We start from the raw sequence: 22,274 nt of genomic DNA on the forward strand, positions 1-22,274 counted from the left end.
AATCCCTTGAAAGGATTCTCGACCATGACCTTTGTGTTGGCTCAATGGCTGGTGACGATATTTGCGGTGATCAGCCTGATGCATGTGTATTGGGCGATGGGTGGGCAGTGGGCGGCCGTGGCGGTGGTGCCGCAGGTTCCGGTGGACAACGGCGGGCTGACGCTCAGGCCGGCATTCAAGCCGTCAGGCTGGATCACGCTGGTGGTGGCGGCAGCCCTGCTACTGATTGCCGCACTGGTGTGCATGCGAGTGGGGTGGTGGCTGCCCGCCGTGCATCACTGGGCGCTGCAATGGGTGATCAGCGCGATTGCGCTGCTGATGTTTGCGCGGGCGATCGGCGATTCGGAGCTGGTGGGTTTCTTCAAGGAAGTAAAGGGGTCGCGGTTTGCCCGGCTCGACACTTGGGTCTACTCGCCGCTGTGTCTGATATTGGGAGCCGGGCTGTTGGCTGTCGCCTGGATCTAACTGCCGGTTTCAGTACGCCGGCTGCTCACCTCGGCCGGCACATCATCCCCGGCCATGCGCTTGCGGAACAACGCCGCCCGCGCCAAGAGCAAGGTGGTCACCGGCACGGTGATCGACAGCAGAATCGGGATCAGCCATGCGTGCAGCACCGGCCCGGACTTGAGCGCGGAAAAACAGATGATCGACGCCAGTGCCACGCACCACGCGCCGAGGGTCGAGGCCAGCGCCGGCGGGTGCATGCGCTGGAAATAATCCTTCATCCGCAGCAGGCCGATCGCGCCGATCAGGGCGAAAATACCGCTGAGGACCAGCAGGATCGCCACCGGGATTTCCACCCAGAGAGACAGTTCAGCGTTCATTCGATCACCTCGCCACGCAGGAGGAATTTCGCCAGGGCAAACGAGCCGACGAAGCCGAACAGCGCGATCAGCAGCGCCGCTTCGAAGTAGGTGTCACTGGAGTAACGAATCCCCAGGGTCAGCATCATCAGCATGGCGACGATGTACAGGTAATCCAGCGCCAGTACCCGGTCCTGCGCCGACGGGCCTTTGAACAGGCGCACCAGCGTGAGGACCATGGCCAGGGAAAACAGGAACAGCGTCAGCAGAATCGCGTTCGACAGCAGCGGACTCATTCGAAAATCTCCATCAACGGCCGCTCGTAAGTGACCTTGAAGTGCTGGATGAATTGCGCCTCGTCATCCAGATCCCAGACGTGCAGCAACAGAATGCTGCGATCCAGCGCCAGTTCCGACCACACCGTTCCGGGCACGACCGTACAGATCATCGACAGCGCCGCCAGACCGTTGGCGTCGCGCAGGTCCAGCGGCACCTTGATGAAGCGTGAACGAAGCGGCCGACGACCGGCGTTGAGTACGCCCCAGGCCACCTGCAGGTTCGAGACGATCACATCGCGCCCGACCAGCAGAAACAATCGCAGGATCGTGCCCGGGCGGCGGATGTGAATTTGTTGCGGGCGCAGTTTGCGCATCATCAGCGGGGCGCAGAAACCGAGAACGGCACCCAGCAGCAGGTTGCCCGGGCTGACCGACAGGTTCAGCACCAGCCACAGCAACCACAGTGCAAGCGACAACCACGGAGCCGGAAACAGACGCTTCATGGTTGCACCTCCAGCAGCGCAGCCTTGGCTTCCGGGCTCGGCACGGCGCGGGTGCCGAGCACTGCCATCACGTATTGCTGCGGATTGTTCAGGGCGTCGGCCGCTGCCTGGGTGTAACGTAGCAGCGGTTCAGCCTTGAAGGTCAGGGCGATGCTCAGGCCGAGCAGCAGGAAAATCGGCGTGCATTCCAGTTTGCGCAGCAGGGGCGACGGGCGCTCTTCAGGCGACCAGAAGCGCTGGATGCCCAGACGCGAGAACGCCATCAGCGAGCCGAGCCCGGTGAGGATCAGCAGGGCCAGCAACGCCCAGGCGGCATTCGAGATCGGTTCGCCGGCGCCGAGGCCCAGCGGGTTGAGCAGGGCGCCGATCAGGCTCAGCTTGCCGATGAATCCGGACAGCGGCGGCATGCCGATGATCAGCAGCGCGCAGGCAATGAAGCTCAGACCGAGGAAGGCCATGGTCCACGGGATCACCTGACCGACCACGGCTTTCTGATCGTCGTCGAGGTTGATGCCCTTGATCGGACGCTGCCATTCCTGCGGACGTGGCAGCAGTTCGTTTTCGTCTTCCAGCGGCACTTCGATGGCGGTGCGCGAGCGTTCGATCAATTCAGCCAGCAGGAACAGTGCGCTCAACGCCAGGGTCGAGCTGACCAGATAGAACAGCGCGGCGCCGATCAGGTTTGGCTGGGCGAAACCCACGGCCGACAGCAGGATCCCCGCCGACACCAGAATGCTCAGGCTGGCCATGCGTTCCAGACGTTGCGCGGCAATGATCGCCACGCCCGCACCGGCCATGGTCGCCATGCCACCGTAGATCAGCCAGTCGCCACCAAAGTACGCCGAAGCACCGGCCTGGCCCGAGAACAGCAGCGTCCACAGACGCAACAGGGTGTAGACGCCGACCTTGGTCATGATCGCGAACATCGCCGCCACCGGCGCGCTGGCCGACGAGTAGGCCGGCACCAGCCAGAAATTCAGCGGCCACATGCCGGCCTTGGCCAGGAACGCTACGGCCAGAATTCCCGCGCCGGCGTGCAGCAGGCCACGGTCGGCCTCCGGCACCAGCGGGATTTTCAGGGCCAGATCCGCCATGTTCAGCGTGCCGGTCACACCGTAGATCAACGCCGCACCAATCAGGAACAGCGACGACGCCAGCAGGTTGATCGAAATGTAATGTAGCCCCGACGACACCCGTGCCCGGCCCGAACCATGAAGCAACAGGCCGTAGGACGCGGCCAGCAATACCTCGAAGAACACGAACAGGTTGAACAGGTCCGCCGTCAGGAATGCACCGTAAAGGCCCATCAACTGAATCTGGAATAGGGCGTGAAAACTCGACCCGGCGCCGTCCCAGCGGGCCATGGCGAACAGCAGGGCGCTGACGCCGATGATTCCGGTCAGCACCAGCATCAATGCCGACAGACGATCGACTACCAGCACGATGCCGAACGGCACCTGCCAGTTGCCCGGCAGGTACACACCGATCGAGCCGGGTACGCCGGTGGTCTGGGTCCATTGCAGCAACATCACCGAGATGCCGAGGCCGAGGAGGCTGGAGAACAGGTTGATTTTCGCCTTCAGCGGTCGATGCTTTTCGCCGAGCATCAGCATGATGGCGGCGGTCAGCAGCGGCAGCAGGATCGGTGCGGCGATCAGGTGAGTCATCGCCGTCATTCCTTGGGCTCCCTTCCGTCAACGTGGTCGGTGCCGGTCAGGCCCCGTGAGGCCAGCAGCACCACCAGGAACAGCGCGGTCATGGCGAAGCTGATGACGATGGCCGTCAGCACCAGCGCCTGGGGCAACGGGTCGGTGTAATTCAGAAGATCCTGCGGCACGCCGTCCTTGATGATTGGCTCTTTGCCGATGAACAGGCTGCCCATGCTGAAGATGAACAGATTGACGCCGTAGGACAGCAGGCACAGGCCCATCACCACCTGGAACGTCCGTGGCCGCAGGATCAGCCAGACCCCGGACGCGGCGAGCACGCCGATGGCGATTGCGATGACTTCTTCCATCAGACGGCTCCTTTGGCGGCAGCGGTTTTATGGCCCCGGACCGATTGGTGGGCGAGGGCGGTGAGGATCAGCAAGGTCGAGCCGACCACCACGGCGTAGACGCCGATATCGAAGAACAGCGCGCTGGCGATATGGATGTCACCCAGCAGCCGCAGGCTGAAGTGCCAGGTGTGGGTGGTCAGGAACGGATAACCGACCGCCATCGCCCCGAGGCCGGTGACGGTGGCGAACAGCAGGCCGGTGCCCATCCAGCGCAGCGGCCGCAGGCTCATTTGTGCCTCGACCCACTGGGTGCCGGCGACCATGTATTGCAGGATGAACGCCACCGACATCACCAGACCGGCGACGAAGCCGCCACCCGGCTGGTTGTGCCCGCGCATGAACAGGTAGAACGACACCACCAGCGCAATCGGCAGCAGCAGGCGCACCAGCACCGCCGGCACCATCATGAAGCCGAGCGCGGTGTCGCTGGCCGAACGCGGGTTGACCAGATCGGTGACCACGTCGGGGGCGAGCAGGCGCTGCTGAGCCGGCAGTTGCAGGCTTTCTTTCGGCGGGCGGAAACGCCGCAGCAGGGCGAATACGGTCAGCGCCACGGCAGCGAGCACGGTGATTTCGCCAAGGGTGTCGAAACCCCGGAAATCCACCAGCATCACGTTGACTACGTTGCTGCCGCCGCCCTCGGGCAGGGCACGGCTCAGGTAGAACGAGGAAATGTCGTTTGGCGTCTGCCGGGTCAGCATGGCGTAGGACAGCAGCGCCATGCCGCCACCGACTGCAATCGACAGCAGCAAGTCGCGCAGACGCCGTACCCGCGCCTTGCGCAGGCTGCTTGGCAATGGCGAAACCTCTTCGATCCGCCGTGGCAGCCAGCGCAGGCCGAGCAGGATCAGCACCGTGGTCACCACTTCGACCACCAGTTGCGTCAGGGCCAGATCCGGTGCCGAGAACCAGACGAAGGTCACGCAGGTCATCAGGCCGCAGACGCTGACCATGGTCAGGGCGGCGAGACGGTGATACTTGGCCTGCCACGCGGCGCCGAGGGCGCAGGCGATTGCCAGCAGCCACAGGGTCACGAACACGATCGAACCAGGGATCTTCGGCCGGTCGCCCCAGCTCAGGCTGCTGTGCAGCATCGGGATCAGCCCGGCCAGCACTGCCGCCAATACCATCAGGAACAGCTGGGTTTGCAGACGCTTGGTGCCGATCCGCCGCTCCAGCCGTCGCGCCAGACGCATCATCGCCACCAGACTGCGCTCGAACAGGCGCTTGCCATTGAAGCGGCCTACCAGTGGCGGGAATTTGAAACGACCGCGCTTGAGCTGATTGCGCAGCAGCAGATAGACCACGATGCCGCCGGACATGGCGATCAGACTCATGATCATCGGTGCATTGAGGCCGTGCCAGATCGCCAGGCTGTATTCCGGCAGCACGCCACCCACCACCGGCAAAGCGGCGGCGGCCAGCAACGGGCCTACAACCTGGGCCGGGAAAATCCCCACCAGCAAACAGGTGAAAACCAGCAACTCAACCGGTGCACGCATCCAGCGCGGAGGCTCGTGCGGAGTGTGCGGCAGGTCGGTGGCCGTCGGGCCGAAGAACACATCAACGGTGAAGCGCAGCGAGTAAGCCACGCTGAACGTGCCAGCGATGGTCGCGACGATTGGCAGCGCGGCTTCCACCCAGGCGGTGGCGTTGATGAACACGGTTTCGGCGAAGAACATTTCTTTCGACAGGAAACCGTTGAGCAGCGGCACGCCGGCCATGGACGCACTGGCGACCATCGCCAGGGTGGCGGTGAACGGAATCAGTTTGAACAGGCCGTTGAGCTTGCGGATGTCGCGGGTGCCGCTTTCGTGGTCGATGATCCCGGCGGCCATGAACAGCGAAGCCTTGAAGGTCGCGTGGTTGAGAATGTGGAACACCGCTGCGACGGCGGCCAGCGGACTGTTCAGGCCCAGCAGCAGCGTGATCAGACCGAGATGGCTGATGGTCGAGTAGGCCAGCAGTCCCTTGAGGTCGTTCTGGAACATCGCGCAGTACGCGCCGAGCAACAGCGTGGCGGCGCCGGCGCCGCTGACGATGTAGAACCATTCTTCGCTGCCGGACAGCGACGGCCACAGGCGGGCCAGCAGGAAAACCCCGGCCTTGACCATGGTCGCCGAGTGCAGGTACGCCGAAACCGGTGTGGGTGCCGCCATTGCGTGGGGCAGCCAGAAGTGGAAGGGGAACTGGGCGCTTTTGCTGAGGGCGCCGATAAGAATGAGGGGAAGCAGGATGGGGTAGAGGGCATGTGCGCGAATCAGATCGCCGGCGGCCAGGACCTTGTCCAGGTCATAGCTGCCGACCACATGGCCGAGGATCATGACCCCCGCCAGCAGACACAATCCCCCGGCACCGGTGACCATCAACGCCATGTACGCACCACGGCGCGCATCGTGGCGGTGGTGCCAGTAGCCGATCAACAGGAACGAGAAAAGGCTGGTCAGCTCCCAGAAGAACACGATCTGGATCAGGTTGCCGGAGATCACCAGCCCGAGCATGGCGCCCATGAACGCCAGAAAGAACGCGAAGAAACGCGGCACCGGATCGTCCGGCGACATGTAATAACGGGCATATAAAGAGACGAGGGTGCCGATGCCCAGCACCAGCATCGAGAACAGCCAGGCGAAGCCGTCCATGCGCAGGACGAAGTTCAGGCCCAGGCTGGGCAGCCACGTGAACTCTTCGCGAATCACGCCGCCGTGGGCGATCTGCGGGTACAGCATCGCGACCGAGACAGTACCGATCAGTGCGACCAGACCTGCCAGCAGGGATTCGGCGTTACGTGCGTTGTGCGGCAGCACGGCTGCCAGACAGCTGCCCAGAAAAGGCAGAAGCAGTAGAACTATCAGGGACATAGGCTTCTAATCTGCGGAAGTTTGTGAAGCATCATACGTGCCAGCTCCCGGATCGCCAAACGCGAGGATGTCTCTGAATCCTACAAAGTAGCCGTAAAACCCCCGTTTAGCCTTCGGTCTCGTGCTCCAATTCTTCCGTGACCGTTTGTGTCTCTTTGCCTTTGGTCTTCAATTCACTGACGATCACCGCCGCCACGATCAGCCCCGCACCCACCAATGCAATCGCCGGCAGGCGCTCTCCCGCGATGCGCCCGACGATCCCGGCCCACACCGGCTCACCGGCGTAGATCAAGGTCGCGCGGGTCGGCGAAACACTTTTCTGCGCCCAGTTCATCGCTACCTGAATCGCCGCACTCATCGCGCCCAGGCCCAAAGCAGTGCTCAACAACAGCCACGAGAAGTCCGGAATCGCCTCGCCGGTCGGCACCACCATCAAGAACGACAGTACCGAAGTCGTCGCCAGCTGCACCACGGTTACGCGACGCACATCAACCTGACCGGCATAGTTACTGATCAGGATGATTTCGGCCGCTATCGCAATGGCGCTGATCAGCGTGGCGATTTCACCGGGGCTGAAATTCAGCGAAGCGCCGGATGGCCCGGAAAGCAGCATCAGCCCGGTAAACGCCAGCATGATGCCGATGCTTGGCATCAAACCTGGGCGCCGACCGAGAACCAGCCATTGCAGCAGCGGCACAAATGGCACGTACAGCGCGGTGATGAACGCCGACTGGCTGCTGGGAATGCTCTGCAAACCGACGGTCTGCAAGCCATAACCGAGCATGATCGCCACGCCGATGAACGCGCCGGCCTTGAGTTCGAACAAGGTCAGTTCACGCAGGTGTTTCCACGAAAACATCGCCACGATGCTCGCCGCTGCGGCAAAGCGCAGACCAACGAAAAACATCGGCCCGCTGACGGTCATGGCGTGCTGCACAAGCAGAAAGGTGCCGCCCCAGAGCATGGTGATCAGCACCAGCACGCACTCGGCTTTGCTGAACCGGGAAAACCGCAGGGGAGTTTGAGGGGAGTTGGCTGACGTCATGACCTTGCGCACTTTTGAGGAGGAGACGCACAATGCGCCAAATGTTGCGCAGTATACTGCCCAACCCTAGCCAGTGAGCAATATAGTGCACAGAGATTCCGTTCAGCGGGCTTCGGTCCTGCAACACGTCAGCCAGAACGTCCGGCGCCTGCGCCACGCCGCCGACATGAGCCAGACGGCCCTCGCGGAAAAGTCCGGGGTCAGCCGGCGGATGCTGGTGGCCATCGAGGCCGGCGAAAAGAATGTCAGCCTGACCACCCTCGACCGCGTCGCCGAAGCCCTCGAAGTGGCTTTCAGTGATCTGATTCAGGCCCCGGACAACCGCGATCCCGGCCGCATCAACGAACTCGCCTGGGCTGGCAGCATCCCCGGCAGTAAAGCCGTTTTACTGTCCAAGGCCAACGCCACTCGCGCAGTTGAGCAGTGGGAATGGTGCCTACAACCAGGTGAGGTGTATCCGTCGCAACCTGACGCCGAGGGCTGGAGCGAACAGATTTTCGTATTCGCGGGCTGCCTGACGCTGATGCTCGGCGATCAAGCCCAACAGATCGCGGCCGGGGAGTTTTTCATGTTCGCCAGCAACCAGCCACACACCTATCGCAACGATGGGGAAGTGGCGGCGCGGTTCGTGCGCAATGTGGTGATCTGACTGTTGCAGGGCCGACAGCGGATAAACAGTTTGCTCCATCCTGCGTGCAGACTGCTTTAGGTTGTTATCTCAATCTATTGATAAACAAAGAAAATATATTCAGGCATGACTCCTGCTATGGGTTTTGGATCCTCATCCGGAAACCACGGAGTCGCCTCACATGACTGCTTCCAATCAAACTTTTAAACACTTCCTGACAATCGGGAGTGCCATCTGATGCCCCGCGAAATCCGCCTCAACGCCTTCGACATGAACTGCGTCGGCCATCAGTCGCCGGGCTTGTGGGCTCACCCTCGGGATCGCTCCTGGCAATACAAGGATCTGGAGTACTGGACCGATCTGGCGAAAATCCTCGAGCGCGGCAAGTTCGACGGTTTGTTCATCGCCGACGTGCTGGGCATCTACGACGTGTACAACGGCAATGGCGAAGCGGCCATCCGGCAGGCGGCGCAGGTGCCGGTCAACGATCCGTTGCAATTGATCCCGCCGATGGCGTTGGTCACCGAGCACCTGGGGTTTGGCCTGACCGCTTCGTTGTCCTTCGAACATCCGTATCCATTCGCCCGACGCCTGTCGACCCTCGATCACCTGACCAAGGGCCGCGCCGGCTGGAACATCGTCACGTCTTATCTGGAGAGCGGTGCAAAGAACATCGGCCAGCAAGCCCAGACTGAACACGACGCGCGCTACGACTTCGCCGAGGAATACCTGGAGGTCTGCTACAAACTCTGGGAAGGCAGTTGGGAAGAGGGCGCGATTCTGCGGGATCGCGAGCGACGGATTTTCAGTGACCCGAGCAAGATCCACGAGATCCGCCACCACGGGAAACACTTCCAGGTGCCAGGCATTCACCTCTGTGAGCCGTCGCCGCAACGCACGCCGGTTCTCTATCAGGCCGGCGCGTCGAGCCGAGGCAAGCAGTTTGCCGCCGAGCACGCCGAGTGCGTATTTGTCGCCGCACCGTCGAAAGTGCTGCTGAAGAAAACCGTGGCTGACATCCGCCGCCGCGCCGCCGAGGCTGGGCGCGATCCGTCGAAGATCCTGATTTTCAACCTGCAAACCGTGATCCTCGGCGAAACCGACGCCAAGGCCAAAGCCAAGTTCGAAGAATACAAATCCTGGGTCAGTTACGAGGGCGCGATGGCGCTGATTTCCGGCTGGACTGGCATCGATTTCAGCCGTTTCAAACCGGACGAACCCCTGAAGCACGTGCACACCAACGCCATTCAGTCGGCGGTCGAGGCGTTTTCCACGGCGGATCCGAACAAGGTCTGGACCCCCAACGAACTGGCCGACTGGGTCGGCATCGGCGGCTTCGGTCCGTTGTTCGTCGGCAGCCCGGAAACGGTAGCGGACCTGTTGCAGGAATGGGTCGACGAAACCGACGTCGACGGCTTCAACCTGGCTTACGCGCTGACCCACGAAACCTTCATCGACGCCGTGGAATTGCTGGTGCCGGAGCTGCAGAAGCGCGGTGTCTACAAGACCGAGTACACGCCGGGGACCTTGCGCGAGAAGCTGTTTGGCGAAGGGCCGAGACTGCCTGAGACTCATCCGGGCAGTGGCTATCGAAACTTGGGCGAGCTGCATCGGCAGGAGAAAAAAGTCGCGTCCGTCTAGACGCCTTCGCGGCGTCTGAATGACACTGGCCCGAGCATATCCTCAGCTGCGAGAACGGCATGACTCAAACCGATACGACCGCCATCCACCACGCCGACATCCTGATTGTCGGCGGTGGCCTCAGCGGCACGATGCTGGCGGTGCAATTGCTGCGTTTGCCGGGGCGCAGAAAGATTCTGGTGATCGAGCCCCGGGCCGAACTGGGCCGGGGCGAAGCGTACAGCGCGGTGGAACTGGGCCACACGCTCAACGGCAACGCGGCGCGGATGAGCGTTGACCCGGACAATGCCGATGACCTGACTCAATGGCTGACCGATCACATCGCTGGCGGTGGCTGGCCCGAGTCGGATCAGCAACATGTACCGGTCAGCGAACTGTTTCCGCCACGGGGGCTGTTCGGCGTGTACGTGCAACAGCGTCTGGCCGAAGCGCAGCAGGTGGGTGCGCAATGCGGGTCGACGGTCGAGCATGTGCGCGCCGAAGTGGTCGACATTCAGGCCTCCAGCGATTCCGTGCAGCTCACCTTGAATGACGGTCAGCAACTGCACGGCGCTTTTGCCGTGCTGGCGACCGGGATGTTTCCGGCTGCCCGCACCCCGCAAAAAGAATCCAGTGGCCTCAACGCGGCGGCACTCGATCCTTGGGATGTCGCGGCCATGCGCCAGCTCGATCCGCAATCCACGGTGCTGATCATCGGCTCCGGCCTGACCATGGTCGATGCCGTGGTGTCGCTGGAGCAGGCCGGGCATCGCGGGCCGATCGAGGTGTTTTCCCGGCACGGGCTGTTGCCCCATGTGCGTCGGCAACCGCCCGCGTGGGTGGACTTCCTCGCCGAGGATCACAACATTTGCACGCCTCGCCAGCTATTGCGCGAATTGCGTCGGCATTGCAGCGACGCCATCGCACAGGGCATCGACTGGCAGGCTCCGCTCGACACCGTGCGTGCGCACATCGGCCGGTTATGGAGCCAGGCCAGCGATGTGCAGCGCCGGCAATTCGTGCGGCATGTGCGACCGTGGTGGGAAAGTCATCACCATCGTTCGCCGCCGCTGAGTGCGGAACTGGTCGAGCGTCTGCACCGGGAAGGGCGATTGCGCATTCATGCGGCGTCTTACAAGGGGCTTGAGCCGGTATCGGACGACGGCGTGAGTATCCTCATTCGCCCTCGCGGTGAGGCTGAAACCCGCGTAGTGCAGGGCGCGGCGTTGATCAATTCCAGCGGCATCGAATACGACTGGCGTCGGGTCGCGCGACCTTTGCCGCAGCAGTTGCTGACGCGTGGCCTGGTTCGTCCGGGGCCGCTGGCGCTGGGCATCGCAGCCGCGGTGGACGGCGCGGTGCTGGATGAAGAGGGCCGGGTCTCGAACCGCTTGTTCGCCATGGGCCCGCCGCTGCGTGGCATGTGGTGGGAAAGCACCGCTGTCACCGACGTGGCGTCGCAGGCCAAGGCACTGGCCGCACGACTGGTACGCTGACGCCCCAATGCAAGAAACCCCGCTTCGGCGGGGTTTCCTGTTTCTGGCAGCTCAAACCGATTACTCAGTAGCGCTGATATTTGGAACCGAATTCCGGGCGGTTTTCCGCGACGTACAGTTTGGTCTGTTCGGCGTTTTGTTGCAGGTTGAGGGTGCCTTTGTGTTCGGCATCGATGCTGACGGTGTCGACGTTCAGGGTGCCGGACTGGCCAACGGTCGCCGCTGCGACAACCGGGGTGCTGGCGTGTGGGGCGGCGATGGCGGAGGTGGCGCCGATCAGGGAAACGATGAAGCCGAGTGCGATGATGTCTTTCATGATGTTGCTCCAGAGAGTGGGGAGAAGATGGAGCCCACTCTAGTGCTGGAGGGTTTTGATGTGAAAACACCCTTGCGCATAGTCGTTATCGAAGGCGTTGATGCCTGATCAGCGCGGTAGGGTATTGGACAGCCAGCGCTGGCGCAGCTGCTCCAGACGGCCGTCGGCCCGCAATGTATCCAGCGCCTGCTGCCAGCGTGCGACCTGTTTCGGATCGGTCTGCGGCGAAAAGGCAATGTAGGTGTTCTGTTTCATCAACGGGATCTGGTACTGCAAGCGTCCCGGCTCCATGCCTTGCTCGCGGGCGAGGGCGGCTTTGGACCAGGTATCGGAGACCACGAAATCGGTACGCCCCAGACTGAACAGCCGCATCATCTGCTCCGGGGTTTCCACGCCGTAGAGGTTGTTCAGGTCTTGCCCTTGCAGATAGCTGTAGACCAGCCATTTGCGCGGCACGGTGATCCGGCCCAGGTGGTCGGCTTCACGCAGGCTGTGCACGGGAGGCTGGAGATTGTCCCGGGCGTACAGCGCGGTTTCGACTTCGATCAGCGGCCCGACCCATTGATAGCGATCGTCGCGTTCGTCGGTACGCAGCACGGTGAATACGCCGGTGTCAGGGGTGTCGCTGGCCATGCGCAGGGCGCGCAACAGCGGGACTTGTTGCAGATGAATGCGGTCGCCGGTCTGGGTCGCCAGAGCCTGCACCACGTCCACCCCGAATCCTGCGAGCTGATTGCCTTGCATGAAATGCAGGGGCGGGTGGTTGTCGGTGAGCAGTTGCAGATCCGCCGCGGTGGCCGTCAGGGCCAGCATGGACAGCAGACAGGCGGCAAATCGTTTCATGGATCGTCCCTGAACAAATCAATCGCGCAGCTTAGTACGAGCCATGACGGCTGTCGTGGGGAAACAGCGGGGCTTTTGTGTCAGAGAACAAGGCTTATCGGTAGTGAACGCTGCGGGGGCAGAGCGCCCCCGGCAGGAATCGACAACGGCGGTACAAACGATCAGTAACGTTGGTACTTGGAGCCGAACTCGGGACGGTTCTCGGCGACCAGTACGCTGCGGGCCGAACGTTCGCGCAGTTCCTGAAGGCGATCCGCACCACCCTCGGCGACGCGTTCACGCAGTTCCTGCAAACGGTCGGCGCCACCTTCAGCTACGCGTTCACGCAGTTCCTGCAAGCGATCCGCGCCACCTTCGGCAACACGATCCTTCTGCAGGTTTTCCGAGCCGTATTCGGCGACCAGCGGCTGGGAGCTGGCGGACGCCAGGTCGGTCAGGGCCAGGCCACCGAGCAGGCTGATTGCGAGTACCAGGGATTTCGAGGACTTGAACATGGTACTTCTCCTTGCGTTTGAGATGAGTGAACCAGTGCTTTCTGGTGGGTTCATTCAAACGCGAGGGTGTATCGCTGATATGTGGTGTTGCGGCCCGAAAACACGGGTTACGTATCTGCGCGGCTAATTTATACAGAGCGATACAAATCCGTCAGGATTCGGCGAGCATCTCCACGGCGAAGGAGAAAACATAACCCTCGTTGCGCACGGTCTTGATGTAGGTCGGCTCGCGGGAGTCGTCCAGCAGACGCTGACGCAGGCGGCTGACCAGCAAATCGATGGAACGGTCGAACAGGTCGGCGTCGCGGCCCTGGGTCAGATTGAGCAACTGGTCGCGGCTGAGCACCCGTTGCGGATGGTCGAGAAACACTCGGAGCAAGCGGTACTCGGCGCCGCTGAGGGCAACCATGGTTTCGTCTTCATCGAGCAGGTGGCGGGCGGTGGTGTCCAGGCGCCAGCGGCCGAACGCGAGCAGACGCCCGGTTTCGGTGATCAGCAGATTGGGTGGCAGCATTCGCGTGCGGCGCAGTACGGCGTTGATTCGTGCCAGCAGTTCGCGGGCGGCGAAGGGCTTGGTCAGGTAATCGTCGGCGCCCATTTCCAGGCCGAGGATGCGGTCGGTCTGGTCGTCGCGGGCGGTGAGCATCAGGATCGGGATCGCCTTGTGCTTGCCGGCGCGCAACTCGCGGCACAGCACCAGCCCGTCATCGCCGGGGAGCATGATGTCGAGCACGATCAGGTCGACCGTGTTGGCTTCCAGAAAACTGCGCATCTGCCGGCCATCGGCGACCACGGTGCTGCGCAGGCCGTTCTTGGTCAGGTAATTGCCGACCAGCTCGCGGATCTCGCGGTCATCGTCGACGATCAGGATGTGGTTGATGTGATCCATGGTTCGCTCTTTTTATAAGGAGTGCCCGAAGCGTTGCGCTTCGGGCACCTGCTTTTTCGGGTCAGGACACCACGCGATAGCACGGCACATACGCCGCGCCGCCCGGCAGTTTCATCCGGTGCTGGGCGACGAAGGCTTTGAGCAGCAGGTCGAGCGGTTGCATGATCGCGGCGTCGCCACGGATCTGGTACGGCCCGTGTTCCTCGATCAGGCGGATGCCCTTGTCCTTGACGTTGCCGGCGACGATCCCGGAGAACGCGCGGCGCAGGTTGGCCGCCAGTTCATGAGGTGGCTGGTCGCGGTGCAGCTTGAGGTTGGCCATGTTTTCGTGGGTCGGGTCGAACGGGCGCTGGAAGCCTTCGTCGATCTTCAGCAGCCAGTTGAAGTGGAACGCGTCGGCGCGTTCGCGGCGGAACTGCTTCACGGCCTTGAGGCCCGCGGTCATCTGCCGCGCCACTTCGGCCGGGTCGTCGATGATGATTTCGTAGTGCTTCTTCGCCGCTTCGCCGAGGGTGGCGGTGACGAAGGCGTCCAGTTGTTCCAGATACGGCGCGGCGTGTTTCGGCCCGGTCAGAATCACCGGGAACGGCAGGCCGGCGTTGTCCGGGTGCATCAGGATGCCCAGCAGGTACAGGAACTCTTCGGCGGTGCCGGCGCCGCCCGGGAAGATGATGATGCCGTGGCCGACGCGAACGAAGGCTTCCAGGCGCTTTTCGATGTCCGGCAGGATCACCAGTTCGTTGACGATCGGGTTTGGCGCTTCGGCGGCGATGATGCCCGGCTCGGTCAGCCCGAGGTAACGGCCACCGTGAATGCGTTGCTTGGCGTGGGCGATGGTCGCGCCTTTCATCGGGCCTTTCATCACGCCGGGGCCGCAGCCGGTGCAGATGTCGAGGCTGCGCAGGCCCAGTTCGTGGCCGACTTTCTTGGTGTATTTGTATTCTTCGGTGTTGATCGAGTGGCCGCCCCAGCACACGACGATTTTCGGCTCGACGCCCGGACGCAAGGTGCGCGCATTGCGCAGCAGGTGGAAAACGTAGTCGCTGATGCCCTGGGAGGTGCTGAGGTCGATGCTCAAGGCGTCGAGTTCGTTTTCGGTGTAGACGATGTCGCGCAGGGCGCTGAACAGCATTTCCCGGGTGCTGGCGATCATTTCGCCGTCGACGAAGGCGTCGGCCGGGGCGTTAAGCAGTTCCAGGCGAACGCCGCGATCCTGCTGGTGGATGCGGATTTCGAAGTCTTTATAGGCTTCGAGGATGGTTTTTGCGTTGTCGACATGGGCGCCAGTATTGAGGATTGCCAGGGCGCACTGGCGAAAGAGGGTGTAGGTGCTGCCGGTTCCGGCCTGGCTCAGTTGCTGAACTTCACGTTGGGAAAGGGTTTCGAGGCTGCCTTTTGGGCTGACCGAGGCATTGATTACGTGTCGTTGGGTCATGCAGTGATCCTTAAAACGATGTCATTGCCGGCATGGCCAATGGCATCCGAATAGTGTGTATCCATGAATGAAGATGGCACGATCTGCGTGGTATCGCCATGTCCCCGTTGGACGTTGAAAAGATGAAAAGGCGCTCCAGCATAGCTAAATCCGCCTCAGAGGCGATAATGCGCAGCCTCTTTTTAACTCAAGCCATGGAAGCCTGTCGCGATGTTCGAGATTCAACCGATCGATGCCATCACTTATCGCCAGCAGACCCGGCGCAGCACGCTGATCATCGCGGTACTGTTTCTGGTGCTGGCGATGGCGTTTTCGACGGCGGCGGTGGCGCTGTTCGGCGAGCCGGGCGGGGATAACCTGCGGTTCAATGTCGGCGGGGTGTTCGGCGCATTTCTGCTGACGGCGGCGTTGCTGCGCGGGCGTTTCTGGAATCAGACCTGGATGGCTCCGGCGGTGTATGGCTGGCGGCTCAAGCGCAGCCTGATGAGCGTCACCAACGTGATGCATCAGGTGACGGCGGCGGTGGAGAAGGGTGATCCGGTGGCGATGAGAGTGCTGCGTTTCTATCACCTGGGCCTGACCCAGATGCATGAACTGGACGGCAACTCCAGCGATCATGCGCAATTGCACCAGGAAGTCGGAGCGCACAAGGCGCGGATGGAGGCGCTCGGTCTGGACACCGATCAGACGCGGCTCGATCCGGCCTGGCTGGAAACCTTGAAAGCGCGCTAGAACGGAATGCGTGCGGCGCGCCGGAGTTTCCAGCGGCGAATCAGGCGCCCGTAGACCAGCAGGTTGACCACCAGCACCACGCTGCCCAAGACCAACTGAATCTGCGGGGTCAGCCCGGCCGGGTAGATGATCGGCCAGATGTAATGTTCGATGAAGCCACCCGCGTATTCGGTCTGCCCGGCAGCGTGGCGCATCAGGTTTTCCCAATAGGTCAGCGGACAGGTCAGGTGCAACACCTCGACCGCCACGCCCCAGGCCGCCGCCGGCAAATGCAGCCAGATCAGCCGCGGCCACTTGAGCACCAGCAGCCCGCCGAACAGCACGAACAGAATGAACAGCAAATGAAACAGCACCAGCCCGTCGGCGGCTATCCGATACAGCATGTCGTCTCCCTGACGCGTGTGTGAATGGTTGCCATGTTACGCCGGTAAACGACTGACGGAAGGAAGGATTTGCGCCAACTGCGCAAGATTGTTCAAGCCATGAACGGGCGTTTGCTGGCAGAGTCCGGGGTCTTGTCTCACGGTTGAAGAGTGTTATGTCTGACTCATTAATGCCGCGCAGTGCTTTTCTTCGCGGAGCCGCGGCGATCATGCCGTTATCCCTGGCGACCGCGCCGTGGGGGCTGCTGGCCGGCTCCATGGCGATCGAAGCCAACCTCACGCCGCTGCAAGGGCAAGGCCTGTCGAGCATCGTGTTCGCCGGCGCTGCGCAGTTGGTGGCGATCGGCATGCTCAAGGGCGGCGCGGGGATTTTCTCGATTCTGCTGACCACGCTGTTGCTGACCTCGCAACATTTGCTCTACGGCATGAGCATGCGCCACGTGATTTCGCCGTTGCCGGGGCGCTGGCGTATTGGCCTGGGCTTTTTGCTCACCGATGAACTGTTCGCCCTGACCAGTCAGCATGATCGTCAGCAGTTCAATCGCTGGTACGCGTTGGGCGTCGGCCTGACGTTCTACATCGCCTGGAACCTCTTCACCCTGGCCGGCATCGTGCTCGGCAGCAGCATTCCGGGGCTTGAGCATCTGGGGCTGGACTTCTCGATTGCCGCGACCTTCATCGCATTGATCACCCCGGTGGTGCGCAATGTGCCGACGGTGGTCTGCGTGGCAGTGTCGCTGTTTTGCTCGGTGCTGTTCAGCTACTGGCAATGGGGTTCGGCGCTGGTGCTGTCGGGCCTGGCCGGCATGACTGCCGGGTTTATCTGCAACAAGCTGTATCGGGAGCGCACATGATTGTCTGGGCAGTGATTTTCGGCATGGGGATTCTGGTGTTCCTCAACCGTTACGTGTTTCTCGAACCGCGCTTGCCGGTACGTTTGAGCAGCAACGCACGGCAATTTCTCGGTTTTGCCGTGCCGGGCATGTTGACCGCGATTTGCGGGCCGATTGTCTTCATGCCGGACAAACAACTGAATCTGCAGTGGGATAACCCTTATCTGCTGAGTTCACTAGTGGCAATCGGCCTGGTGATCTACACACGCAATACATTGCTTAGCATGCTATTGAGCATGGCGTTCTTCTTTCTATTGCGCTGGTGGCTTTAAGTTCTACGCTTAATGGATGAATTCCATTAGCGAGGTGAACATGGCAACCGAGCAGAAACGTCCCGAAGAAGATGACGAACCGAGTGAAGAAGAGATCGAGCGGGAGAAACACAAGGAACAGACCTGGAAACATGACGACAGCCGCGAGTTGTCCGACCGTGATAGGGAAATCCCGCTGAAACCCTGAACGCCACAACGAAAAAGCCCCGCGATTGCGGGGCTTTTTCGTTTCATCAAAGATCTTCCAGCTGCGTGAAATCGGGGTGGGAGGCCCGATAACCCAAGGTCTTGTCGATCCAGGCATTCAGCTCGTTGACCATCACCGGCGGGTGGCAGGGATAGCTTTCGAGGGTGGCGCGCAGGATGCGGTCGATATCGGGTACGTCGCGCAGGTTTCGAGTCTTTATGTAGTGGCCGATAAAACAGTCGAGTTGAAAGCGTTCTGTCGTGGACAGATGAATACACTCCAGGCCTGTGACCTGTTTGATTGCAAAATCGTCGCGCAACTTAGTTCTCTGCAAGGCTTGTTAAGTTTGTGGGGTATTCCTGGTTTGTTGACTCTTTGGTCAACTGGTATGCCAATAGGAAATGCGGCGCGCATGCTATCCGTAGTGTTTCTAAAAGTATGTATGACGATTGAAATGTCAGACAGGCGGTTAGTTCACTCAAACGACTGTTTCAGCTCCCTGTTTCGCGAATGAAACACCGCGTGTAACGCGCAGGATTCAATTCGTGGATTCCTGTTCTTGATAACGCACCGCGCCGGCATTTATTTACGTCACCGCTTCAATCAATTCCGCGCCCTGATTGCGGGAGTTGCCCACCGCTTTGCCGACTTTGTGCCATTGGAACGCTTCGCTGGGTTCGGCTTCGAACAGCAGCATCTGCTCGGCGCGTGCGGTGGGCGTGGCGGGATCGAGCCATTCGTGCACCCGATCGGCGCACAGCACGATCGGGCGCCGGTCATGGACATCGAGCAAGCCGCCTTCGCTGTTGGCGGTGATGATGACGAAGCCGTCGTCTTCCTGAGGAGGCTCACCGGGTGTCGGAAACTGGCCGATGGCGGCGCAGAAAACCGGTTGATGATCGGCGCGACGAATCAGCCACGGCTGTCGGCTTTTGTCCGGGGCATCGACCCACTCGAACCAGTTGTCGACCGGCACGATCAGCCGATGACGCCAGATCGCTCGAAAGAACGGCCCGTGGGCGACTTTTTCCACCCGCGCGTTGATCGGCGCGGCGCGATCCTTGGCCCAGTGCGGACGCCAGCCCCAGCGCAGATTGTCGGCGTACAGTCGTTGTTCGTGTTGATGAAGGATCGCCAGTGACGTGGTGGGCGCGGCGTTGTAATGCGCCAACGGTGCATCGCCGACGTGATTGATCAGCGCATCGGGAATGCTCAGCACCGCGACGAAATCGTGGATGCCCCGGTATTGCGACAGTCTTCCGCACATCGGCCGACCCTCCGGCGAACAGCTGCCTGAAGGTTTGAGCTTAGTTGCACGCTTCAATCCTTGCTGCCCTGGCCGGTGAACGCGTCGCGCCAGACCAGCCAGCGGCGTTCCAGCACCGCAAGCAAACCGTCGCTGAGTTTGCCGAGCAGCGCCAGGACGATGATCGCGGCCAGCACGATGTCCGGCCGCGAAGTTTCGCGACCGTCACTGAGCAGGTAACCCAGCCCTTTGGTCGCCGCAATCAGTTCGGCCGCCACCAGAAACATCCACGACAGGCTCATGCCGCTGCGCAATCCGGTGAACAGGCCGGGCAGGGCGGCAGGCAGCAGAATTCGTCGCACCAGTTGCAGCGGACTGAAGCCATAGATGTGCCCGACCTCCACCAGTTTGCGGTCGATGTTGCGGATCGCCGCGACCACGTTGACGTACACCGGGAAGAACGCGCCGATGGCGATCAGGACGATTTTCGAGGTCTCGTCGATCCCCAGCCACAGCAGCAACAATGGCACCCAGGCCAGGCTGGGAATCGAACGCAGCGCGGCGAAGGTCGGTTCCAGATAGGCCTCGGCTTCGCGGCTGAGTCCGACCCACGCGGCGAACACCAGCGCCAGGCTCGCGCCGATGGCAAACCCCAGCAGCACGCGAATCAGGCTGGCACCGATGTGTTTCCACAAGGCGCCTTCGGCCAGATCCGTGAGGGTCAGGGCGATCTCGCTTGGCGCGGGCATCTGGTAGGACGGTAGCCAGCCGATGCGTACGATAAATTCCAGGGCGATCACAATCAGCAGTGGCAGGGCCAGGCCTTTAAGGCGCCGGCGCCAGAGCGGATTCAGCAGTGGGAATTTTCGCCGTGGTGCCGACAAGGTGAGGCGGGCGGGCAAGTCGTTGCTCATGGACGGTTCTCCGCTCACGACAAATCCGCGACGGGCGCGGATTTGTTGTGAGCCTGATCGGTTACTGGGCGGCGGCGACTTGCTGGAAACCGGTGTCGATCAACTGATCGATGACCTGATCGACATTCACGCCACGGCGTACAAGTTCTTCGGAGACCAGAATCGGCGCGGCGGCTTTCGAGGCCAGCACGTCCTTGGCGGTCAGTTGCGGGCTGCTCAGGTCGGTGCGCGACAGTTGCAGCTTGGCCACGTCCAGCGGCAGGCCGGATTCGCTGGCGAGCAATTTGGCCAGCTCTTCGGGATTCTTCACCGACCACTCGCGGGCCTGCTCATAGGCTTTGATTACGGTGTCGATGGTTTGCGGGTGTTGCTTGGCGTATTGCTCGGTGACGCTGACCACGCCGTAGCTGTTGAAATCGCGATTGCGGTACAGCAGACGCGAACCGGCCTGCACCTGACTGGCGGCCATGTGCGGATCGAGGCCGGCCCAGGCGTCGACATCACCTTTCTCCAGCGCGGTGCGACCGTCCGGGTGTTGCAGGTGCACCAGTTCCACGTCGTCCTTTTTCAGCCCGGCCTGTTGCAGGGTGCGCAGGGTGAACAGGTACGGATCGGTGCCTTTCGTGGCGGCGATTTTCTTGCCCTTGAGGTCGGCGACGGACTGGATCGGCGAGTCCTTGCGCACCACCAGCGCGGTCCACTCGGCGCGGCTGTAGACGTAGACCGATTTGATCGGGCTGCCATTGGCGCGGCTGAGCACGGCAGCGAGGCTGGCCGACGAGGCGAAATCCACGCCGCCGCTGTTGAGGTATTCCAGCGAGCGGTTGCTGCCCTGGCTCAGCACCCAGCTGACTTTGCTCTGGGGCAGGGCTTTTTCCAGGTAGCCCAGATGTTTGAGCGCCAGGCTGACCGGCGAGTAATAGGCGTAATCCAGATGCACTTCGGCCGGCGGCGCTTCGGCGGCGTGGGCGAGAGGTTGCAGATTCAGGGCTACTGCGCAGGCCGCGAGCAGCGTTTTGATGCGGGAAAACGGTAAGAGGGATTTCATGGGCACGCTCCGGCAAGGCGACAGATTCTTATGTCCAAAAAGATATTTTTATCGAATGCTTCCTGCATGAATGGAATATTGCAGGCTCTGTGCCATGTGCGCTATGTCCCGTGTTTACGGGGTCTGACGCCGCTTTTGCAGGTTGGAAGTGTTGCAGGGAAAACACTGTGACGAGCCACTGTTGCTCGGCCAACAGTGCGGCGGGAAGGTGCTGAGCTTATGCGCTAATCGAATTTCAGATCTGATTTGTAAGAGCGTTATGGTCTATAAAAATCCCTTCTGCAGGACTCGCCATGAAGCTCTCACGTTTCCTACGCGCCGCGTTGACCAGCGCACTGTTTGCCACGCCATTGACCTACGCTGCCGAACCTTTGGTCCTGCACGTCGGTGACCAGAATTACTACAACATCCGCGCGTCCATAGAAGCGTCCGGCGTATTGAAGGACGCGCCTTACACGGTCGACTGGAAACATTTCCAGGCTGCCGCGCCATTGGCCGAGGCCTTGCAGACCGGTTCGCTGGATCTGGGTTTCCTGGGGGATTCGGGGTTTCTGTTCCTGGCCGCCAAACAGGCGCCGGTGAAACTGATCGGTGTGTCGCGACAGAACCCGGACACCATCGCCCTGTTGGTGCCCAAGGATTCTCCGGTGAAAACCATCGAGGACCTGAAGGGCAAGAAAGTCGCCTACTGGCCGGGTGCCTGGAGTCAGCAGTTGACCCTTCGGGCGCTGGAGCAGGGCGGGTTACCTGAGAACTACGTCGACTTCGTCAAGCTGATGCCGATTGATGCAGCGGCGGCGTTACCGCAAGGCAGCATCGATGCGTTCCCGGTCTGGGAACCGTACATTTCCCAGCAGATCGTGTTCTCGGGTGCGCGGCCGATTCTCACGGCGAAAAACCTGATGCCGGGCTTGAGCGCGATTGCGGCATCGGCGCCGTCCATCGACAGCAAGCGTGAAGCGATCGCCGATTTCCTCGGGCGCCTGAAGCAGGCCAGGGCCTGGGTCGACAGCCACACCGACGAATACGCCGACCTGTGGGCGAAGAAAGCCAACCTCGATCAGCAAGTTTCGCGGCACTGGTTGCGCCAGGCGCACATGACGGTCGGCCCGGTCGATCAACAGGCCGCCGCCGATCTGCAAAGCACCGCCGACTTCCTGTTCAAGGTCAAGGCGCTGCCGGCTCCGCTGGCCACGGCGGGGATCATCGACAGCTCGTTTCAACAGGCACTGGCACGCTGAGCGGGCGCCGGAACCAAACCCTGTGTATCTTTATCCAACCTCGGCCCATCTCGATGGGTCGCAGGGAGGCAGCAGCGGCGAAGGAGTTTTG

The 22,274-nt window shown here is 61.6% G+C and carries 26 protein-coding genes; 9 read left to right on the forward strand and 17 right to left on the reverse strand.

Features of this window, described 5'->3' with window-relative positions; genetic code table 11:
* The first annotated feature begins 24 nt into the window (after positions 1-24).
* Positions 25-465 (forward strand): DUF3995 domain-containing protein, encoded by a 441-nt coding sequence (locus tag AC1RT4_RS02745; RefSeq protein ID WP_007950535.1) that lies wholly within the window; start codon positions 25-27, stop codon positions 463-465.
* On the opposite strand, the gene AC1RT4_RS02750 is transcribed toward AC1RT4_RS02745, so the two are convergent.
* From AC1RT4_RS02750 to AC1RT4_RS02780, 7 genes are all read right to left on the reverse strand, one after another.
* Positions 462-824: a Na+/H+ antiporter subunit G gene (locus AC1RT4_RS02750; RefSeq protein WP_493083374.1), complete on the reverse strand. Its 363-nt coding sequence runs from the start codon at positions 822-824 to the stop codon at positions 462-464. The genes AC1RT4_RS02745 and AC1RT4_RS02750 overlap by 4 nt on opposite strands.
* Complete coding sequence (locus AC1RT4_RS02755) at positions 821-1,099, reverse strand: K+/H+ antiporter subunit F (protein WP_007910754.1); 279 nt, start codon at positions 1,097-1,099, stop codon at positions 821-823. Before AC1RT4_RS02755 ends, AC1RT4_RS02750 begins: the two co-directional genes overlap by 4 nt.
* Positions 1,096-1,584, reverse strand: a complete 489-nt coding sequence (locus tag AC1RT4_RS02760; RefSeq protein ID WP_085602916.1) for a Na+/H+ antiporter subunit E — start codon at positions 1,582-1,584, stop codon at positions 1,096-1,098. Before AC1RT4_RS02760 ends, AC1RT4_RS02755 begins: the two co-directional genes overlap by 4 nt.
* Entirely contained in the window at positions 1,581-3,260 is a 1,680-nt protein-coding gene (locus AC1RT4_RS02765) for a monovalent cation/H+ antiporter subunit D (protein ID WP_493083377.1), read from the reverse strand. The genes AC1RT4_RS02760 and AC1RT4_RS02765 overlap by 4 nt, the downstream gene beginning before the upstream one ends.
* On the reverse strand, positions 3,257-3,601 hold the full coding sequence (locus tag AC1RT4_RS02770) for a Na+/H+ antiporter subunit C (protein ID WP_003192163.1): 345 nt from the start codon (positions 3,599-3,601) through the stop codon (positions 3,257-3,259). The genes AC1RT4_RS02765 and AC1RT4_RS02770 overlap by 4 nt, the downstream gene beginning before the upstream one ends.
* On the reverse strand, positions 3,601-6,501 hold the full coding sequence (locus tag AC1RT4_RS02775) for a monovalent cation/H+ antiporter subunit A (protein ID WP_493083379.1): 2,901 nt from the start codon (positions 6,499-6,501) through the stop codon (positions 3,601-3,603). Before AC1RT4_RS02775 ends, AC1RT4_RS02770 begins: the two co-directional genes overlap by 1 nt.
* 106 nt (positions 6,502-6,607) lie before the next feature.
* Positions 6,608-7,546 carry a DMT family transporter gene (locus AC1RT4_RS02780; RefSeq protein ID WP_493083381.1) on the reverse strand — a complete coding sequence of 313 codons (939 nt, stop codon included), beginning with the start codon at positions 7,544-7,546 and terminating at the stop codon, positions 6,608-6,610.
* An 85-nt stretch (positions 7,547-7,631) separates the two neighbouring features.
* Here AC1RT4_RS02780 and AC1RT4_RS02785 point away from each other — a divergent pair, with 85 nt between their 5' ends.
* The 3 genes from AC1RT4_RS02785 to AC1RT4_RS02795 all read left to right on the forward strand — a co-directional run bounded on the left by AC1RT4_RS02785 (position 7,632) and on the right by AC1RT4_RS02795 (position 11,290).
* Positions 7,632-8,195, forward strand: coding sequence for a helix-turn-helix domain-containing protein (locus AC1RT4_RS02785; RefSeq protein WP_493083383.1), 564 nt, complete (start codon positions 7,632-7,634; stop codon positions 8,193-8,195).
* A 216-nt stretch (positions 8,196-8,411) separates the two neighbouring features.
* Complete coding sequence (locus tag AC1RT4_RS02790) at positions 8,412-9,815, forward strand: LLM class flavin-dependent oxidoreductase (RefSeq protein WP_493083385.1); 1,404 nt, start codon at positions 8,412-8,414, stop codon at positions 9,813-9,815.
* Between the two features lie 59 nt (positions 9,816-9,874).
* Complete coding sequence (locus tag AC1RT4_RS02795; protein ID WP_493083387.1) at positions 9,875-11,290, forward strand: FAD/NAD(P)-binding protein; 1,416 nt, start codon at positions 9,875-9,877, stop codon at positions 11,288-11,290.
* 64 nt (positions 11,291-11,354) lie between these two features.
* Here the strand turns inward: AC1RT4_RS02795 and AC1RT4_RS02800 are convergent, their stop codons facing one another.
* From AC1RT4_RS02800 to ppnN, 5 genes are all read right to left on the reverse strand, one after another.
* Complete coding sequence (locus AC1RT4_RS02800; RefSeq protein WP_493083389.1) at positions 11,355-11,606, reverse strand: hypothetical protein; 252 nt, start codon at positions 11,604-11,606, stop codon at positions 11,355-11,357.
* Between the two features lie 108 nt (positions 11,607-11,714).
* Positions 11,715-12,449, reverse strand: coding sequence for a substrate-binding periplasmic protein (locus AC1RT4_RS02805; protein ID WP_179694590.1), 735 nt, complete (start codon positions 12,447-12,449; stop codon positions 11,715-11,717).
* Positions 12,450-12,610: 161 nt separating this feature from the next.
* Positions 12,611-12,943, reverse strand: coding sequence for a hypothetical protein (locus AC1RT4_RS02810; RefSeq protein ID WP_074688692.1), 333 nt, complete (start codon positions 12,941-12,943; stop codon positions 12,611-12,613).
* 151 nt (positions 12,944-13,094) lie between these two features.
* Entirely contained in the window at positions 13,095-13,832 is a 738-nt protein-coding gene (locus tag AC1RT4_RS02815) for a response regulator (protein ID WP_493083392.1), read from the reverse strand.
* A gap of 61 nt (positions 13,833-13,893) precedes the next feature.
* Positions 13,894-15,267, reverse strand: coding sequence for a nucleotide 5'-monophosphate nucleosidase PpnN (ppnN, locus tag AC1RT4_RS02820; RefSeq protein ID WP_007950520.1), 1,374 nt, complete (start codon positions 15,265-15,267; stop codon positions 13,894-13,896).
* 210 nt (positions 15,268-15,477) lie between these two features.
* On the opposite strand from ppnN, the gene AC1RT4_RS02825 reads away from it, so the two are divergent.
* Positions 15,478-15,999, forward strand: coding sequence for a DUF3087 domain-containing protein (locus tag AC1RT4_RS02825; RefSeq protein WP_493083397.1), 522 nt, complete (start codon positions 15,478-15,480; stop codon positions 15,997-15,999).
* Here AC1RT4_RS02825 and AC1RT4_RS02830 read toward each other — a convergent pair.
* Complete coding sequence (locus AC1RT4_RS02830) at positions 15,996-16,382, reverse strand: DUF2784 domain-containing protein (RefSeq protein WP_433897976.1); 387 nt, start codon at positions 16,380-16,382, stop codon at positions 15,996-15,998. The two genes, AC1RT4_RS02825 and AC1RT4_RS02830, sit on opposite strands and share 4 nt — an antisense overlap.
* Before the next feature lie 155 nt (positions 16,383-16,537).
* Between AC1RT4_RS02830 and AC1RT4_RS02835 the strand changes: the two genes are divergently transcribed.
* From AC1RT4_RS02835 to AC1RT4_RS02845, 3 genes are read left to right on the forward strand one after another with little or no spacing between them, the layout of a single operon-like run.
* Positions 16,538-17,236 carry an AzlC family ABC transporter permease gene (locus AC1RT4_RS02835; protein ID WP_045121617.1) on the forward strand — a complete coding sequence of 233 codons (699 nt, stop codon included), beginning with the start codon at positions 16,538-16,540 and terminating at the stop codon, positions 17,234-17,236.
* Entirely contained in the window at positions 17,236-17,547 is a 312-nt protein-coding gene (locus AC1RT4_RS02840) for an AzlD domain-containing protein (RefSeq protein ID WP_164872179.1), read from the forward strand. The genes AC1RT4_RS02835 and AC1RT4_RS02840 overlap by 1 nt, the downstream gene beginning before the upstream one ends.
* Positions 17,548-17,587: 40 nt before the next feature.
* A complete protein-coding gene (locus tag AC1RT4_RS02845) occupies positions 17,588-17,734 on the forward strand; it encodes a hypothetical protein (RefSeq protein WP_164872153.1) in 147 nt (48 codons plus the stop codon).
* Between the two features lie 46 nt (positions 17,735-17,780).
* On the opposite strand, the gene AC1RT4_RS02850 is transcribed toward AC1RT4_RS02845, so the two are convergent.
* The 4 genes from AC1RT4_RS02850 to AC1RT4_RS02865 form a co-directional block, all read right to left on the reverse strand.
* Positions 17,781-18,053: a hypothetical protein gene (locus tag AC1RT4_RS02850; RefSeq protein WP_007950513.1), complete on the reverse strand. Its 273-nt coding sequence runs from the start codon at positions 18,051-18,053 to the stop codon at positions 17,781-17,783.
* A 267-nt stretch (positions 18,054-18,320) separates the two neighbouring features.
* A complete protein-coding gene (locus tag AC1RT4_RS02855; protein ID WP_493083402.1) occupies positions 18,321-19,001 on the reverse strand; it encodes an SOS response-associated peptidase in 681 nt (226 codons plus the stop codon).
* A 53-nt stretch (positions 19,002-19,054) separates the two neighbouring features.
* Positions 19,055-19,894, reverse strand: coding sequence for an ABC transporter permease (locus AC1RT4_RS02860; protein ID WP_493083404.1), 840 nt, complete (start codon positions 19,892-19,894; stop codon positions 19,055-19,057).
* 61 nt (positions 19,895-19,955) lie between these two features.
* Positions 19,956-20,942: an aliphatic sulfonate ABC transporter substrate-binding protein gene (locus tag AC1RT4_RS02865; RefSeq protein ID WP_493083406.1), complete on the reverse strand. Its 987-nt coding sequence runs from the start codon at positions 20,940-20,942 to the stop codon at positions 19,956-19,958.
* 293 nt (positions 20,943-21,235) lie between these two features.
* On the opposite strand from AC1RT4_RS02865, the gene AC1RT4_RS02870 reads away from it, so the two are divergent.
* Positions 21,236-22,183 carry an ABC transporter substrate-binding protein gene (locus AC1RT4_RS02870; RefSeq protein ID WP_011334669.1) on the forward strand — a complete coding sequence of 316 codons (948 nt, stop codon included), beginning with the start codon at positions 21,236-21,238 and terminating at the stop codon, positions 22,181-22,183.
* The last annotated feature ends 91 nt before the right edge of the window (positions 22,184-22,274 follow it).

Source organism: Pseudomonas sp. GW821-FHT11D10 (genome assembly GCF_058808435.1).

Excerpts from the sequence above, each read along its gene's own strand:
- AC1RT4_RS02745 (WP_007950535.1), top strand. The coding sequence starts at position 25 with ATGACCTTTGTGTTGGCTCAATGGCTGGTGACGATATTTGCGGTGATC.
- AC1RT4_RS02750 (WP_493083374.1), bottom strand. The coding sequence starts at position 824 with ATGAACGCTGAACTGTCTCTCTGGGTGGAAATCCCGGTGGCGATCCTG.
- AC1RT4_RS02755 (WP_007910754.1), bottom strand. The coding sequence starts at position 1,099 with ATGAGTCCGCTGCTGTCGAACGCGATTCTGCTGACGCTGTTCCTGTTT.
- AC1RT4_RS02760 (WP_085602916.1), bottom strand. The coding sequence starts at position 1,584 with ATGAAGCGTCTGTTTCCGGCTCCGTGGTTGTCGCTTGCACTGTGGTTG.
- AC1RT4_RS02765 (WP_493083377.1), bottom strand. The coding sequence starts at position 3,260 with ATGACGGCGATGACTCACCTGATCGCCGCACCGATCCTGCTGCCGCTG.
- AC1RT4_RS02770 (WP_003192163.1), bottom strand. The coding sequence starts at position 3,601 with ATGGAAGAAGTCATCGCAATCGCCATCGGCGTGCTCGCCGCGTCCGGG.
- AC1RT4_RS02775 (WP_493083379.1), bottom strand. The coding sequence starts at position 6,501 with ATGTCCCTGATAGTTCTACTGCTTCTGCCTTTTCTGGGCAGCTGTCTG.
- AC1RT4_RS02780 (WP_493083381.1), bottom strand. The coding sequence starts at position 7,546 with ATGACGTCAGCCAACTCCCCTCAAACTCCCCTGCGGTTTTCCCGGTTC.
- AC1RT4_RS02790 (WP_493083385.1), top strand. The coding sequence starts at position 8,412 with ATGCCCCGCGAAATCCGCCTCAACGCCTTCGACATGAACTGCGTCGGC.
- AC1RT4_RS02795 (WP_493083387.1), top strand. The coding sequence starts at position 9,875 with ATGACTCAAACCGATACGACCGCCATCCACCACGCCGACATCCTGATT.
- AC1RT4_RS02800 (WP_493083389.1), bottom strand. The coding sequence starts at position 11,606 with ATGAAAGACATCATCGCACTCGGCTTCATCGTTTCCCTGATCGGCGCC.
- AC1RT4_RS02805 (WP_179694590.1), bottom strand. The coding sequence starts at position 12,449 with ATGAAACGATTTGCCGCCTGTCTGCTGTCCATGCTGGCCCTGACGGCC.
- AC1RT4_RS02810 (WP_074688692.1), bottom strand. The coding sequence starts at position 12,943 with ATGTTCAAGTCCTCGAAATCCCTGGTACTCGCAATCAGCCTGCTCGGT.
- AC1RT4_RS02815 (WP_493083392.1), bottom strand. The coding sequence starts at position 13,832 with ATGGATCACATCAACCACATCCTGATCGTCGACGATGACCGCGAGATC.
- ppnN (WP_007950520.1), bottom strand. The coding sequence starts at position 15,267 with ATGACCCAACGACACGTAATCAATGCCTCGGTCAGCCCAAAAGGCAGC.
- AC1RT4_RS02825 (WP_493083397.1), top strand. The coding sequence starts at position 15,478 with ATGTTCGAGATTCAACCGATCGATGCCATCACTTATCGCCAGCAGACC.
- AC1RT4_RS02830 (WP_433897976.1), bottom strand. The coding sequence starts at position 16,382 with ATGCTGTATCGGATAGCCGCCGACGGGCTGGTGCTGTTTCATTTGCTG.
- AC1RT4_RS02835 (WP_045121617.1), top strand. The coding sequence starts at position 16,538 with ATGTCTGACTCATTAATGCCGCGCAGTGCTTTTCTTCGCGGAGCCGCG.
- AC1RT4_RS02845 (WP_164872153.1), top strand. The coding sequence starts at position 17,588 with ATGGCAACCGAGCAGAAACGTCCCGAAGAAGATGACGAACCGAGTGAA.
- AC1RT4_RS02855 (WP_493083402.1), bottom strand. The coding sequence starts at position 19,001 with ATGTGCGGAAGACTGTCGCAATACCGGGGCATCCACGATTTCGTCGCG.
- AC1RT4_RS02860 (WP_493083404.1), bottom strand. The coding sequence starts at position 19,894 with ATGAGCAACGACTTGCCCGCCCGCCTCACCTTGTCGGCACCACGGCGA.
- AC1RT4_RS02865 (WP_493083406.1), bottom strand. The coding sequence starts at position 20,942 with ATGAAATCCCTCTTACCGTTTTCCCGCATCAAAACGCTGCTCGCGGCC.
- AC1RT4_RS02870 (WP_011334669.1), top strand. The coding sequence starts at position 21,236 with ATGAAGCTCTCACGTTTCCTACGCGCCGCGTTGACCAGCGCACTGTTT.